The following is a 13,096-nucleotide window of genomic DNA, read 5'->3' as shown; positions in this document are numbered from 1 at the left end:
ATGAAGAGACTGACCATCGCAGTGTCGGCGCTCGCCCTCGCGGCATGCAGCAGCGGACCCGACTATGTTCGGCCCGCAACCGCGTCGACGGCAGCCGGTCCGTTCGTTGCCGCGAACAATCCGTCGGTGCAGGCGCTCGCGCCGGTGCCGGACGATTGGTGGCGGCTGTACAACGATCCGGTCCTCGACAGCCTCATCGCCGACGCGCTCGCTCACAACACGGACGTCCGTGCGGCGGTCGCCCGCCTTGCCCAGGCACGCGCTGCGCTGCGTGAGATCAAGGTGGATCGCCTGCCGCAGGGCGGTGTGAACGCGGGTGTGACCCACGGCCGCGATGTTACGGAGTCCGACGCGTCGACGAGTTTCGATGCCGGACTTCAGGTCGCCTACGAGGTCGATTTGTTCGGGCGAGTCCGCCGGAATGTCGAAGCGGGCCGCGCCGACGTCGGAGCTGCGGACGCGGACGCCGACGCCGTCCGCATCGCGATCGTGTCCGATACGGCGCGAGCCTACGCCGATGCGGCGAGCGCGGCCGAGCGGCTGGCGGTCGGACAGCGTATTGTTTCGCTGCTCGATGAATCGCTTCGCCTGACGAAGAAGCAGGTCGACATCGGCCAGACTACACGGCTCGATACTGCGCGCATCGCCGCGCTCCGCAACCAGCGGCAGGCGGAGCTTCCGACCATTGCCGCCGAACGCGATTCCGCTCTTTTCCGGTTGGCTGTGCTGACCGGCCGCGCGCCCGCCGAACTCCCCGTAAATGCGGGCGCGCGCACCTCTTCGCTCGACCTCGCGCACCCGATCCCGGTCGGCGACGGCGCGCAACTGCTCGCCCGGAGGCCCGACGTTCGCGCAGCCGAGCGCAGGCTGGCGGGCGCAACCGCGCGCATCGGCGTCGCCACGGCGGAGCTCTACCCGCAGGTGACCCTTGGCGGGTCGGTGGGTTCGAGCGCGGGAAGCCTCGGCAACCTGTTCAGCAATCCCATCGGCTTCCTGCTGGGACCGCTGATCAGCTGGTCGTTCAGCGATCACGCGCGCGCAAGAGCGCGGGTCGCCGGTGCCGAGGCAGGCACTCAGGAGGCGTTGGCGCAGTTCGACGGAACGGTGATGCGCTCACTGCAGGAAACCGAAACGGCGCTTTCGGCTTACGCGAACGCGCTGCGCCGCCGCGAGGCGCTGAAGGCCGCGCGCGATGAGGCGGAGATCGCTGCGAACATCGTTCGCGCGCAGCAGCGCGAGGGGCAGGTCGACTCGCTCGCCTTGCTGGACGCAGAGCGGACCTTCGCCGAAGCGCAGGCCCAGGTGGCCGACATCAACGGCCAGGTCGCCGACGCGCAAATCGACCTGTTCCGCGCGCTAGGAGGCGGATGGCAGGCGAGCCCGCGCGCCGGCTAGCGGTCAACGCGGCTGGAAGCCAATCGCTCGAAGCTCGACCAGCTTGTCCGGCGAAGGCAGCTGCGCGCTCCCGCGCTGCACGGCCTGCGCATAGTCCGCAGTCACGCCAAGCGCCTTCAGCTGCACAAGCTGATCGGCGGTGAGGTTGCGATAGCCGACACGCTGGAAGCTCGCGACATAATCGGCGCTGATGTCGAGCGCCTTGAGCTGGACCAGCTCATCCGGGTTCATGTTGCCATAGCCGTGGCGAACGAAGCCCTCGATGTAATCGGGCGTGACGTTCAGCGCCTTGAACTGAAGAAGCGCCTCCAGGTTCGGCGGCCTGTAACCGACGCGGGACAAGCCCGAAATGTAAGCTGTGTTCACGTCGAGCGCAGTAAGACCGACGAGATCTTCGGGGGTTGGGGCGGGATAGCGCGCGGCATGGAGCGCCTCGACCAAGTCGCGGCGGACGTTCAGCGCCATCATCGAGAAGCTCTCATCCTCGTTCGGTCGCCGGACGCCCCGGCTCGCGAGGAAGTCGCTCAACGCCGCGCTCGCCGCGAACGTGCAGCCACCCGAAGCCACCGAGCGACTGCCCGTACCGGCGCAATCCAGCCGACCGGCATCGCGGACTACCGCGAAACGCACTGGCTGGCTTGAGCTTGACCGGAGGCTCGCGACGCTGAAGCCTTCCAGCTGGTTCACCGGAATGCCGGTGGACCATTCGTTGTGCTTGCGGTCCCGCTTGCTGAAGGTCGCCTTGACCTCGCCAGCGTTGCCGCGGTCTGCGTCGATGCGGAAGCTGATCGGGCCGCCGTCGCTGGCAATCGCAGTGGCCGATGTCACCGCGACGATCGAAACAAAGATCGCGGCAAGGAATGCGAACATACGTATCATCGCAAATCTCCTTCAAAAATGCTTGGGCAAGGCTCGCCCGTTCGCCCGAGGCCGGGCGTTGGTTGGTCGTCAGTCGGAATTTAGTTCAGTCGGTCGGCGTCACTCGCCGTCGTCGGGGTCGATGTCCTCCGGCGTCAGGCCGGACGTCTTGGCCGTGACCAGCGCGTCCACGCTCGGAAGACCGCGGCTCGCCTTTCGGTATCGCGCGGCGTCCGCAGGCGTGATCCCCACCGCCTTCATCTGGCTGAGATCGTCGAGCGAGATCCCACGATATCCGGCCGCGGCCATTCCCCGGATGTAATTGCCGTCGATGTTGAGCGCGCGCGCTTCGGCGACAGCGTCCGCATCGAGGTTTGGAAGGCCGGATCGCGCGAGATCCCCGAGATACTCCGGAGTAATCGCCATCACCCTGAGCGCAATAATGTCCTCGTTCGACAGGTGCATATTCGGCGCAGCGTTTCGCAGTGCCTGGGCATAGGCGGGCGAAGCGCCGACGGCCTTCAGCGCAATCGCTCGATCGATCGCGTCATGCGCTTCGGCGGTCGCGTGACTCGCTGCTGCGAGTGCCGCCTGCGTGGTTGCGCTCACGTCCACCATTGCGCGAGGCGCCTCCGGAGCGATCGGCGTGGCCGGCGGAGCCGGAACTTGAGCAACTGCCGGGGGCGCGAGCGGCGCGGGAGCTTCGGCGACATTCGCCACGGAATGGGGCGCAGGCGGTGCGTCGGCCACGAACCTTCCCTCCGACTGTGCCGAGGCGATGGTCGGCGCCACGAACTGGAGAGCAGCAACCGGAACGGTCATGCCAGCGGCGAAGAACGCCGCCGCACTGCTCCACCGCCACCCGCCGGGTGCCCGCTCGAGCGCGGCGTTGAGCACGCGCTTCACGCGGCGTGTCAGCGACCCCTTGCCGGGCGCAACGCCGTGCGCACCGAGCAGCAATCCGTTGCACTCGTGTCGCGCAATGCCGACCAGCAGGTTGGCGTATTGAGTATCCTCGATGTTCGCTGCCAGCACTGCGTCGTCGGCCGCTTCCTCGCGAAGCTGGTGCGCCTCACGAGCCAACAGCCAGACCAGCGGGTTGAACCAGAACAGGGCCACCGTGATCCGCGAAAGCATCAGCTTCGCCCAGTCGAGGCCGGCGACGTGCGCCAGCTCGTGGGCGATGATCGCTTCGGCTTCGTCGCGCGCCTTGGTCGCGTCGGTGTTGAGCAGGATCACCGGACGCATCAGGCCCCAGCTGATCGGCGAGCGGAGCTCATCGCTGGTCAGCAGTGCAGTCCCGTTCTTGAAGCCCATGCGGTGCTGCGCCTGCGCCAGCGCCTGCAGCCAGTGCGGCTCGAGCAGAACTTTCGCCCTCGCCTTCAGCAGCCGCAGCCGACCGAGCGCGATCAGGGTGAGCAGAAGGAGCATGCCAGCCGGAGCGACATAGGCCCAGAAGAGCCAATCGATGCCGGCGCCCCCGCCGCCTGCCGTCGCAGGCTGAAAGGGTTCGGTACTGCTCGCGACCTCCGACGCGGCGGGAGCATCCACGATCGTGCCGTTGTGTGCGGGAGAAAATACGGGCGTCGCGTCCGTGGCGAGGAAGGCCGGTCCGACGACGTTCAGTGCCGGGAGCGCCAGCGCGCCGACGGGCAGCAGCAGCAACGCCAGCAGGCCGAGGTGTGCGACCCAGCTGCGGTCTGACGAAGACCGCCGGTGCATTACCTTAAGGAGCAGCAGGGTTCCGCCCGCGATCAGCAGGGACTTGGCGGCGATTGAAAGCAGATATTCCATCACTTCGCTCCCTTGCCGTTCTTGGCGGCGCGAGCCTTGGCGATCATCGCTTCGATCTCATCCAGCTCCGACGAGTCGAGCCCGGACATGCCGAGCAGCGCAGTAGCCGCTCCGGCCGGTGAATTGTTGAAAAAGACCCGGACGACGTCCGACAGAGCGGTCTTGCGGGCGACCGCGTCGGAGACTGCGGGGCTGTAGAGGAAGCCCTTCTCGGATTCCGTGCGCTGCACGTATCCCTTGTCCTCGAGCCGCTTGAGCATCGTCCGCACGGCCGATCCGCTCGGCTGGTCGGGGAGCGATTCGCAGATCTCCGCGACCAGCAGACCGCCGTGGTGCTGGTACAGCAGGTCGACGATCTGGCGCTCTCTTGGGGGCAGCTTGTTGAGCATAAGACTCGGAATCCTTTCGCGCTACTTTTGTAGCGTGCTACATTTGTAGCGCACGCGCAAGCCCCAAAATTTCGCTGCCATTGACCGGCGGTGCCGCCGCCGCCATTCGGCACGTCATGCGGTTCTTCTCAGACAATGCGGCAGCCGCCCATCCGGCGGTGATCGAGGCCATTGCGAAGTCCAACGAGCTGAGCACCGCCTATGACGGCGACGAGCTCAGCCAGAAGCTGGACGGCGCCTTCTCGGAATTGTTCGAGACAGACTTGAGCGCCTTGTGGGTCGCGACGGGTACCGCAGCGAACTGCCTTGCGCTGGCGGCACTTTGCCCGCCGTTCGGCGCGGTCATCTGCCACCGCGATGCGCATATCGAGAATGATGAGGCTGGGGCGCCCGCCTTTTACACGCACGGCGCGAAGCTGATGCTCGTCGACGGCCCGGGCGCCAAGGTCGCTCCGGAGGCGGTCGATGCAGCGGTCGCGCGCATCCGCAAGGACGTGCACCAGGTCCAACCCAAAGCGCTGTCGATCACCAATGCCACCGAGTACGGGCTGGCCTATACGGCCGATGAAGTCTGCGCCCTTGGCGAACGCGCGAAGGCCCACGGCCTCGGCTTTCACATGGACGGCGCACGCTTTGCCAATGCGATCGTCAGCACGGGAGCAAGCCCGGCCGACGTGACGTGGCGAGCGGGCGTCGAAGCACTGTCGTTCGGCTTCGTGAAGAACGGCGGCCTGAACGCCGAGGCGCTGATCCTTTTCAAGCCCGGGCTCGCCGAAGAGGTCGCCGTCCGCCGCAAGCGCGCCGGACATCTCCTTTCGAAAGGCCGCATGATGGCTGCGCAGATCCTGGCCATGCTCGAGAACGACCTCTGGCTCGAGAACGCCCGCTCGGCGAACGCCGCTGCCCGGACCATTGCGGCGGCCGCCAGCGAGCGCCTGGTCTATCCCGTGGAGGCCAACGAGATTTTCGTTCGCGCGACTCCCGATGAAGCGGCCACGCTTCGGGCAGCCGGCTTCGACTTCTACGACTGGGCTCCGGGCGAAATTCGCCTGGTCACCAGCTGGGACCAAGGCGGAGAACCCGTGGAGCGGCTGGCGGCCGCCATCGCTGCCCTGTGAGGCACTCACGGGCGACGGACGTCGTCCTGCCATTCGCTATCTTTACGGCCATCTGGGGGTCGACCTGGATCGTCATTCGCGACCAGATCGGCACGGTGCCGCCGCAATGGTCGGTCGCATACCGGTTCATCCTCGCGTCCGTTGCGATGGCCGCGGTTGCGCGGTGGAAAGGCGAAAAGCTGGGACTGGGGCGTGGAGCGCTGCTGCCGGCACTGTTCCTCGGGCTTGCCCAGTTCTGCGTGAACTTCAACGCCGTCTACCTCGCCGAGCGGCACATCACGTCCGGCATCGTCGCGACCATCTTCGCCCTGCTTCTCATTCCCAGCACGCTGATGGCATGGGCATTCCTCGGCCATCGGCCGAGCAAGCGCTTCGTGTGGAGCTCTCTCGTCGCGATCGTCGGGATCAGCATGCTGTTCGTGCATGAGTTTCAGCAGCATGCCGCACGAGCGGATGAAATCGCGGTGGGCCTCGGCCTGACGTTCGTGGGGATGATCGGAGCGTCGGCGGCCAACGTTTACCAGGCTCGCCCGGAAGTCCGGCGCTTTCCGCTCTTCGCCATGCTAGCCTGGTCGATGGCGACCGGCGCCATGCTGAATGTCGCATTCGCGCTGACGATGGCCGGCCCGCCGGTGTTCGATAATCGCATCGGTTATTGGGCCGGCGTCCTCTACCTTGCCCTGCCGGCGTCGGTGCTGACGTTCAGCCTGTACTATCCGGTGGTCCGCAAGATCGGCCCCGCGAAGGCGGCCTATTCGAGTGTGATAGTGCCGATCATCGCCATGGCCTTCTCGACGGCGCTGGAAGGCTATCGCTGGACGCCGTTGGCAGTCGCGGGCGCTTTCCTGGCGCTCGGCGGGATGCTTGGAGCCCTGACGCGTGGGCGGAACGTCGTCGTGCCTCCCGACGCCGCTTAAGTCACGGATGCAGCTTTAGCGCCTTCACTTCCTCGTCGCTCAGGCGACGGACGCTCTCGACGAGGCAGCGATCGGGCATGCCGGCGTTGGGAACGATGATTTCCGCGTCATTGCCCTGGCAGATCCAGCTGCTTCCACCGAGGGTCTTGAGCGCAACCCGGTTCGACCAGTCGACGTTCGGGCAGGTGCCCTGCAGCTCAAGCCGATAGTATCGGCTCGCCCCAACCTGCACGTCGACCGACGTGGGCGTCCGCGGGTGGTAGCCGTTGACCTCCGCGGCGCGGAAACACTCGCGGGGCGTCGAGGCAGCTGACGCGGGCGCGTCGTTCGTGGGTTGAGTGCAGGCTGCGGCGAATCCAGCGAGCATGACGGGAGGAAGGAAAGCTAGCTTCATCGCAGATGCTCCTTCGGGGCGAAACGTCCTGGCGGCTTCCGCTTTCCTCTGCGCTTGTTCGGATTGCGCCGCAATGAACCCGTGCCTAAGTCGCGCCCATGGCCGATATACGCACCTTGCCGGACGCAGAGACTGCGCCGGAAGCTCCGCCCGCCCCCGTCCACGCTACGATCCGCAGGGAAGACTACCGGCCGCCAGACTGGCTCGTGCCGGAGATCGCCCTCGATTTTGCTTTGGACGCGGACGTCACTCGGGTGCGGTCGCGCCTGACCGTCGAGCGCAATGGCGCGCATGACCGGCCGCTGCGGCTGGACGGCGATGAACTGACGCCCCTGAACGTCCTTGCGAACGGGCAAGATGTAGCCTGGCGGATGGAGGGACCGCAGCTCGTCGTCGACATCGAAGGCGACCGCGCGGACCTCGAGACCGAAGTCGAAATCAATCCGGCCCAGAACACCAAACTGATGGGCCTCTACGCGTCCGGCGGAATGCTGTGCACGCAGTGTGAGGCCGAAGGCTTCCGCCGCATCACCTTCTTCCCCGACCGGCCCGACGTCCTCAGCCGTTATCGCGTCCGCATGGATGCCGATGAGCAGCGCTTCCCGATCCTGCTGACGAACGGCAACGAGCTCGCCAGTGGCAAGGGCGAGCACGGCCGCCACTGGGCCGAGTGGGAAGATCCGTTCCCGAAGCCATCCTATCTCTTCGCTCTCGTGGCCGGAGACCTGAAGCCGAACCGCGACACCTTCACGACCATGAGCGGCCGCAAGGTCGATCTCGCCATCTGGGTGCGCGAAGCGGACCTGCCTAAGACCGGTCATGCGATGGCCAGCTTGAAGGCCGCGATGGCGTGGGACGAGAAGGTCTACGGCCGCGAGTACGATCTCGACCAGTTCAACATCGTCGCCGTCTCCGACTTCAACATGGGCGCGATGGAGAACAAGGGCCTCAACGTCTTCAACTCGCGCTACATCCTGGCCGATCCGGAGATTGCGACCGATGCGGACTTCGACGCCATCGCAGCCGTCGTCGCGCACGAATATTTCCACAATTGGTCGGGCAACCGGGTCACCTGCCGCGACTGGTTCCAGCTCAGCCTGAAGGAGGGCTTCACGGTCTTCCGCGACCAGAGCTTCTCGGCCGACATGGGCAGCGCCGCCGTCAAGCGCATCGAGGACGTTCGCGTGCTCCGGATGGCGCAGTTCCCGGAGGATTCCGGTCCGCTCGCGCACCCCGTCCGTCCGGACAGCTATATCGAGATTTCGAACTTCTACACGGCGACGGTCTACAACAAGGGCGCCGAGCTGATCCGCATGTTCCACACGGTGCTCGGACCGGAGAAGTTCCGCGCCGGCACCGACCTCTATTTCGACCGGCACGACGGCGAAGCAGCGACCTGCGACGATTTCGTGAAGGCGCTCGAGGATGCGAGCGGCGTCGACCTGTCGGCCTTCAAGATCTGGTACTCGCAGGCCGGAACGCCGCAGGTGGACGCGCGGATCGACTATGATGCCGACACCGGCACCGCGCTTTTGAAGCTTGGCCAGAGAGTCGCGCCGACGCCCGGCCAGCCGTCCAAGGCGCCCATGCCGATCCCGCTGCGAACGGCGTTGCTCGGGGAAGCCAGCGGAGCCGAGATTGCGTCGGAGCAGCTCATCCTCCTCGATCGGCCGGAACAGACCGTCCGGTTCGAAGGACTCGACGAAGCGCCCTTACTGTCGATCAACCGTGGTTTCTCGGCGCCTGTCGTGGTCCGTGCGAAGCGTAAGGGCGATGAGCTCGAGCGGCTCGCCCAAAGCGATGCCGATCCCTTCGCGCGCTACGAGGCGATGCAGGAACTGGCCTTCGAAGCGCTGCTCGCCGGAGCGCGGGGTGAGGCGGTCGACGCCGAGCCGCTGATCCGGGCGGCCGGCAACACGCTGCGCTCCAACGAGCTCGATCCGGCGTTCAAGGCCGAGGCGATCCTGCTGCCTACCGAAGCGGTCATCGCGGAGCGCATGGACGTGGTCGATCCGGATGCGATCCACTCTTCGCGCGAACATCTCCGCCATGCGCTCGGAAGCGCGTTGATGGACGATCTGGCCAAGGCCCAGGCTGCCGATGCCGGATCAGGCGCAGACCTGTCTCCGCTTGCAAAGGGCACTCGGCGCCTCCGCTCGGTCTCGCTCGGCCTGATCGCGGGGGCGGATCAGGCGCGTGCCGCCGGTCTGGCCAAGGCGCAGTTCGACGTGGCCGACAACATGACGGATCGCCAGGGTGCGCTGAGCGTGCTCGTGTCGCTCGACGCTCCGGAGCGTGAGGCGGCTCTCACCGCCTTCTACGAGCGCTTCCACGAGGACGCGCTGGTGCTGGACAAGTGGTTCGCGCTGCAGGCGGCCGCCCAACGGACCGACACGCTGGATCAGGTGCTGACTCTCGCGGCGCATCGCGAATTCACGATCGCCAACCCGAACAGGCTACGCGCGCTCGCCGGAACGTTCGGCGTCAACCACTGGGCGTTCAATGGTGCCGACGGCCGCGGCTATGCTTTCCTCGCGGACATGATCGTCGCCGCAGACAAGCTGAATCCGCAGGTCGCGGCGCGGCTGGTGCCGCCGTTCGGCCGCTGGCGTCGCTTCGAGCCGAAGCGATCCGCGCTCATGCGGTCGCAACTGGAGCGGATCATGAACACGCCGGGCCTGTCGCGCGACGTGTTCGAGCAGGTGAGCAAGTCGCTCGCTTAGGAAGCGGGACGGCTTCCAATCCAGTCGGCGACCTTGATCGCCACTTCGTTCGCCGCGCGGTTGAGTGCCGGGCCGATCGAGGCCGCGCTCCCGTCGCTCGGCGCCTGAGCCTCGAAGCGGCGGGTTTCGACGCGCGTTCCCCCGACGGTCGACAGCGCGGCGTCGAAACGGACGACTGCCTGGCCTGTCGCAGGATCGTAGCCAAAGCGCTGAAGCTCGCCCGAGACGACGAGCCCCGGGTCCAAGCCGGCCTGACGCGGATCGAGCACGACGCGGTTGGTCCGCCTCAGCACGGTTTCGGAAAGGAGATCCCGGAACAGCCGGTCGGGTGTGTCGATCCACTGCGCGTTCGTGACATATTGGACGTCGGTCGGCGTAACCTGCACAGGCACGCGGAGCGTGTGGAGTTCCTTGGATGTGACTGGCGTGTTGATCGTGACCGCCTGCCCCGCATTGGCGACGCGCTCGAACTCGCCGGGAGCGGCGAGCTCGGGCGTCAGCGTCAGCAGCGTAGCGGGAGGCTTGCCGCCACCGCCTAGGACGCTGCTGAGCGAGCAACCGCCGACTAGCACCGCCAGCGCAACCGATCCCAGAAGACGCGTCGGCAAGTTCATCACTGCTTCCTTGGCTTGTAGTCGGGCAGGTTCTTCGGGCCGAGTGTCCCGCCGACGCCACCTTGTTCGACGCGTTCCGAAACGCCCTTCAGGGTCTGCGACAGTTCACGCAGGTCGCGGATCAGGCGGTTGGCTTCGGGCACGGTCGACTTGCTGAAATTCTGCATCCCCGGTCGCGCATCCGACACGATCGCGTCGAGATTGTCGGCGGCCTTCTGAACCGACGCGATCGCCTTGCGCAGGTCCTCCGCGGCGGGTCCGCCCTGCTCGACGACCAGCCGGTTCGTATTGTCGGTCAGGATCGCAATCCGCTGCGCGGCGACGCCGGCGTTGCGAGCCGCGATCTGCGCATCGCCAATGGCGTCGGCCATCTCGGGAGCGCGGTCGGCCAGCACCTTGGTGGTCCGGTTCACGTTCTCGAGGATGTCGCTGACGGCGTTTTGGTTCTTGTCACTGAGCAACTCGGTCAGGCGCTCCGTCAGGCGCTGGATGCGGTCGATCAGCTCCGGCGCGCTGTTGAGCAGAGCGCCGAGGCCGCCCGAACTCGCCGGAACGACCGGGCAGCCCTGCGGGCCAGCCTGCGTAATCGGCCGCGCACCCTTCACCGCGCCGCTCAGCTGAATCTCACTGACACCGGTGAAGCCGACGCCCTTGATCTCCGCCGTCGTGCCCTGAAGCACGGGCGTCTCGTTATCGACCTCGATGCGGACCCAGACAAATTCCGGCCGATTAGGAAGCAGCGAAATCCGCTGCACCTGCCCCACGGGGACGCCCGAGAAACTGACGTTCGATCCCTTGTTGAGGCCGCTGACGCCCTGCGCGAAGTAGACATCGTAGCACTTGGTCGTCTTGTTCGAGAGCCCGGCAATCCAGACCGTGAACAGCAGCAGGCCCGCGAGCATCGCGAGCGTCACAGCACCGACCATCACGTAGTTAGAACGCGTTTCCATCAGGCCTGCGCGTGCTCCTTCGCCGTATCCGCTGCGGCCCGACCACGCGGCCCGTTAAAATATTCTTGTATCCAAGGATGATCCAAAGCCAAGAGTTCAGGGATCGTTCCTACTGCAATCACCTTCCGATCCGCGAGAACCGCGACGCGATCACAGATGGCGTATAGCGTGTCCAGATCGTGGGTGATCAAGAAAACGGTGAGGTCGAGCCGCTTCTGAAGCGACAGGATCAACTCGTCGAAAGCGGCCGCGGAGATTGGATCGAGACCCGCCGTCGGCTCGTCGAGGAACAGTAGCTCAGGATCCAGCGCTAGGGCCCGGGCGAGACCCGCACGCTTGACCATGCCGCCCGACAGTTCCGACGGATATTTGGGTCCGGCGTCCACCGGCAGGCCGCCCATCGCGATCTTGTAGGATGCGATCTCGTCCAGCAGCGGCGGCAGGATGAAAGGGAAATATTCGCGGATCGGGACTTCGACGTTCTCCGCGACGGTCAGGGTCGAGAACAAGGCGCCGTTCTGAAACAGGATGCCCCAGCGGCGGCGGATGTTCTTCGCCTCGTCCTCGCTCCGCCCGACCATGTTCTCGCCGAGCACTTCGACCTCACCCGCGGCGGGAGTCTGCAGGCCGATGATCGAGCGCATCAAAACGGACTTGCCGGTACCGGACCCGCCGACGACGCCGAGAATTTCGCCGCGACACACGGTGAGGTCGAGATTCTCATGGATGATTTGTTCGCCGAAACGGTTGGCAAGGCCGCGGATCGTGATGATCGGCTCGCAATCCTTCATAGCCAGCCGATCCCGCTGAAGAAGACGGCGAACACGGCATCGAGGACGATGACGAGGAAGATAGACTGAACGACGGCGGTGGTCGTACGGAGGCCAACTTCCTCCGAGTTGCTTTCGACCAGCATGCCCTGGAAGCAGCCCGCGAGCGCAATGATGAACCCGAACACCGGCGCTTTGATGAGGCCGACCCATAGGTCGGTCAGCGGAATGACCTCCTGAAGGCGCTGGACGTAAGTCAGCGGCGGAATGCTTAGCGACAGCCAAACGAAGATGCCGCCGCCGAGCAGCGACATCAGCATCGCCCAGAAGGCGAGCAGCGGCATCATTACCACGGCCGCAATCAGGCGCGGGATGACGAGCGCTTCGATCGGCGAGACGCCAATCGTCCGCATCGCGTCGATCTCTTCAGTGATCTTCATCGTCCCGAGCTGCGCAGCGAAGGCCGAACCGGAGCGGCCCGCGACCATGATGGCGGTCATCAGCGTGCCGAGCTCGCGGACCGTGATGCGGCCGATCAGGTTGATCGTGTAGATCTCCGCACCGAATTGCTGGAGCTGTACCGCGCCCTGCTGGCCGATGACGATGCCGATGAGGAAGCTCATCAGCCCGATGATGCCGAGCGCGCGGACGCCGACGACATCGAACCGCTGGACGACGGCGTTCAGGCGGAACTTTTTGGGGCGAGCAACGAGGTTCGAAAGCGCGATCAGCGTCGCACCGAAGAAATCGAGCAACCCGAGAAAGGTTCGCCCGGTCTCCGCAACCCACTCACCAAGCTCGGCGACGACGCGAACGAAGCTCGAAGGCTCTTCGGGCCGGACCTTGGTGGGCTTGTCGTATTCGGCGACCTCATGAAGCAGGCTTTCCGCTTCGGAGCTTGCCCCGACAACCTTCGCGCCGCGGTCGCGGATCGCGCGGTGAACGAGATATGCGCCCACCGTGTCCATGCGCTCGACGCCTGACAGGTCGATCGTCAGAGGATCCGGCTCGGCATCGATCTCGCGCTGAATGCTGGCGGCGCGCGTGATGGTCAGCGTTCCGCGAATGCGGAGCGTGTTGCCTGTAGGACCGGCAGTTGTCGCATTCGACGCCATGTGGCGCGGACACTGCTAGAATTCAGGACTCCCGGCAAGGGGAAGGCAAGCCGCCACTT

Annotated in this window: 12 protein-coding genes; 4 read left to right on the top strand and 8 right to left on the bottom strand. The window is 65.7% G+C overall.

The features are described from left to right. Complete coding sequence (locus LZ016_RS14010) at window positions 1–1,395, top strand: efflux transporter outer membrane subunit (RefSeq protein ID WP_241448072.1); 1,395 nt, start codon at window positions 1–3, stop codon at window positions 1,393–1,395. A 3-nt stretch (window positions 1,396–1,398) separates the two neighbouring features. Here LZ016_RS14010 and LZ016_RS14005 read toward each other — a convergent pair whose 3' ends face one another. The 3 genes from LZ016_RS14005 to LZ016_RS13995 all read right to left on the bottom strand — a co-directional run bounded on the left by LZ016_RS14005 (window position 1,399) and on the right by LZ016_RS13995 (window position 4,436). Beyond that, window positions 1,399–2,274, bottom strand: a complete 876-nt coding sequence (locus tag LZ016_RS14005; RefSeq protein WP_241448071.1) for a hypothetical protein — start codon at window positions 2,272–2,274, stop codon at window positions 1,399–1,401. Between the two features lie 99 nt (window positions 2,275–2,373). Continuing rightward, window positions 2,374–4,047: a M56 family metallopeptidase gene (locus tag LZ016_RS14000; protein ID WP_241448070.1), complete on the bottom strand. Its 1,674-nt coding sequence runs from the start codon at window positions 4,045–4,047 to the stop codon at window positions 2,374–2,376. Next, entirely contained in the window at window positions 4,047–4,436 is a 390-nt protein-coding gene (locus LZ016_RS13995) for a BlaI/MecI/CopY family transcriptional regulator (RefSeq protein WP_241448069.1), read from the bottom strand. The genes LZ016_RS14000 and LZ016_RS13995 overlap by 1 nt, the downstream gene beginning before the upstream one ends. A gap of 116 nt (window positions 4,437–4,552) precedes the next feature. Here LZ016_RS13995 and LZ016_RS13990 point away from each other — a divergent pair, with 116 nt between their 5' ends. Together LZ016_RS13990 and LZ016_RS13985 are read left to right on the top strand one after the other, a co-directional pair. Next, window positions 4,553–5,554, top strand: a complete 1,002-nt coding sequence (locus LZ016_RS13990) for a threonine aldolase family protein (protein ID WP_241448068.1) — start codon at window positions 4,553–4,555, stop codon at window positions 5,552–5,554. Further along, complete coding sequence (locus LZ016_RS13985) at window positions 5,551–6,471, top strand: DMT family transporter (RefSeq protein ID WP_241448067.1); 921 nt, start codon at window positions 5,551–5,553, stop codon at window positions 6,469–6,471. The genes LZ016_RS13990 and LZ016_RS13985 overlap by 4 nt, the downstream gene beginning before the upstream one ends. 1 nt (window position 6,472) lies before the next feature. Here LZ016_RS13985 and LZ016_RS13980 read toward each other — a convergent pair whose 3' ends face one another. After that, window positions 6,473–6,865, bottom strand: a complete 393-nt coding sequence (locus LZ016_RS13980) for a DUF6491 family protein (RefSeq protein WP_241448066.1) — start codon at window positions 6,863–6,865, stop codon at window positions 6,473–6,475. A gap of 98 nt (window positions 6,866–6,963) precedes the next feature. Here LZ016_RS13980 and pepN point away from each other — a divergent pair, with 98 nt between their 5' ends. After that, window positions 6,964–9,588 (top strand): aminopeptidase N, encoded by a 2,625-nt coding sequence (gene pepN, locus LZ016_RS13975; protein WP_241448065.1) that lies wholly within the window; start codon window positions 6,964–6,966, stop codon window positions 9,586–9,588. Here the strand turns inward: pepN and LZ016_RS13970 are convergent. The 4 genes from LZ016_RS13970 to LZ016_RS13955 are packed head-to-tail and all read right to left on the bottom strand — an operon-like array spanning window position 9,585 to window position 13,037. After that, a complete protein-coding gene (locus LZ016_RS13970; RefSeq protein WP_241448064.1) occupies window positions 9,585–10,202 on the bottom strand; it encodes an ABC-type transport auxiliary lipoprotein family protein in 618 nt (205 codons plus the stop codon). The two genes, pepN and LZ016_RS13970, sit on opposite strands and share 4 nt — an antisense overlap. Beyond that, window positions 10,202–11,152: an MlaD family protein gene (locus LZ016_RS13965; RefSeq protein WP_241448063.1), complete on the bottom strand. Its 951-nt coding sequence runs from the start codon at window positions 11,150–11,152 to the stop codon at window positions 10,202–10,204. Before LZ016_RS13965 ends, LZ016_RS13970 begins: the two co-directional genes overlap by 1 nt. Then, on the bottom strand, window positions 11,152–11,943 hold the full coding sequence (locus LZ016_RS13960; protein ID WP_241448062.1) for an ABC transporter ATP-binding protein: 792 nt from the start codon (window positions 11,941–11,943) through the stop codon (window positions 11,152–11,154). The genes LZ016_RS13965 and LZ016_RS13960 overlap by 1 nt, the downstream gene beginning before the upstream one ends. Next, window positions 11,940–13,037, bottom strand: coding sequence for an ABC transporter permease (locus tag LZ016_RS13955; protein WP_241448061.1), 1,098 nt, complete (start codon window positions 13,035–13,037; stop codon window positions 11,940–11,942). The genes LZ016_RS13960 and LZ016_RS13955 overlap by 4 nt, the downstream gene beginning before the upstream one ends. Window positions 13,038–13,096: the final 59 nt, after the last annotated feature.

Origin of the sequence: Sphingomonas telluris (assembly GCF_022568775.1) — a bacterium.
GTDB classification, from domain to species: Bacteria; Pseudomonadota; Alphaproteobacteria; order Sphingomonadales; family Sphingomonadaceae; genus Sphingomicrobium; species Sphingomicrobium telluris.
This window is presented reverse-complemented; position numbering and strand designations above follow the sequence as displayed.

What these genes read in the sequence shown, in the direction of transcription:
- LZ016_RS14010 (WP_241448072.1), top strand. Translation starts at nt 1, where the DNA reads ATGAAGAGACTGACCATCGCAGTGTCGGCGCTCGCCCTCGCGGCATGC.
- pepN (WP_241448065.1), top strand. Translation starts at nt 6,964, where the DNA reads ATGGCCGATATACGCACCTTGCCGGACGCAGAGACTGCGCCGGAAGCT.
- LZ016_RS13965 (WP_241448063.1), bottom strand. Translation starts at nt 11,152, where the DNA reads ATGGAAACGCGTTCTAACTACGTGATGGTCGGTGCTGTGACGCTCGCG.
- LZ016_RS14000 (WP_241448070.1), bottom strand. Translation starts at nt 4,047, where the DNA reads ATGGAATATCTGCTTTCAATCGCCGCCAAGTCCCTGCTGATCGCGGGC.
- LZ016_RS13970 (WP_241448064.1), bottom strand. Translation starts at nt 10,202, where the DNA reads ATGAACTTGCCGACGCGTCTTCTGGGATCGGTTGCGCTGGCGGTGCTA.
- LZ016_RS14005 (WP_241448071.1), bottom strand. Translation starts at nt 2,274, where the DNA reads ATGATACGTATGTTCGCATTCCTTGCCGCGATCTTTGTTTCGATCGTC.
- LZ016_RS13995 (WP_241448069.1), bottom strand. Translation starts at nt 4,436, where the DNA reads ATGCTCAACAAGCTGCCCCCAAGAGAGCGCCAGATCGTCGACCTGCTG.
- LZ016_RS13955 (WP_241448061.1), bottom strand. Translation starts at nt 13,037, where the DNA reads ATGGCGTCGAATGCGACAACTGCCGGTCCTACAGGCAACACGCTCCGC.
- LZ016_RS13980 (WP_241448066.1), bottom strand. Translation starts at nt 6,865, where the DNA reads ATGAAGCTAGCTTTCCTTCCTCCCGTCATGCTCGCTGGATTCGCCGCA.
- LZ016_RS13990 (WP_241448068.1), top strand. Translation starts at nt 4,553, where the DNA reads ATGCGGTTCTTCTCAGACAATGCGGCAGCCGCCCATCCGGCGGTGATC.
- LZ016_RS13960 (WP_241448062.1), bottom strand. Translation starts at nt 11,943, where the DNA reads ATGAAGGATTGCGAGCCGATCATCACGATCCGCGGCCTTGCCAACCGT.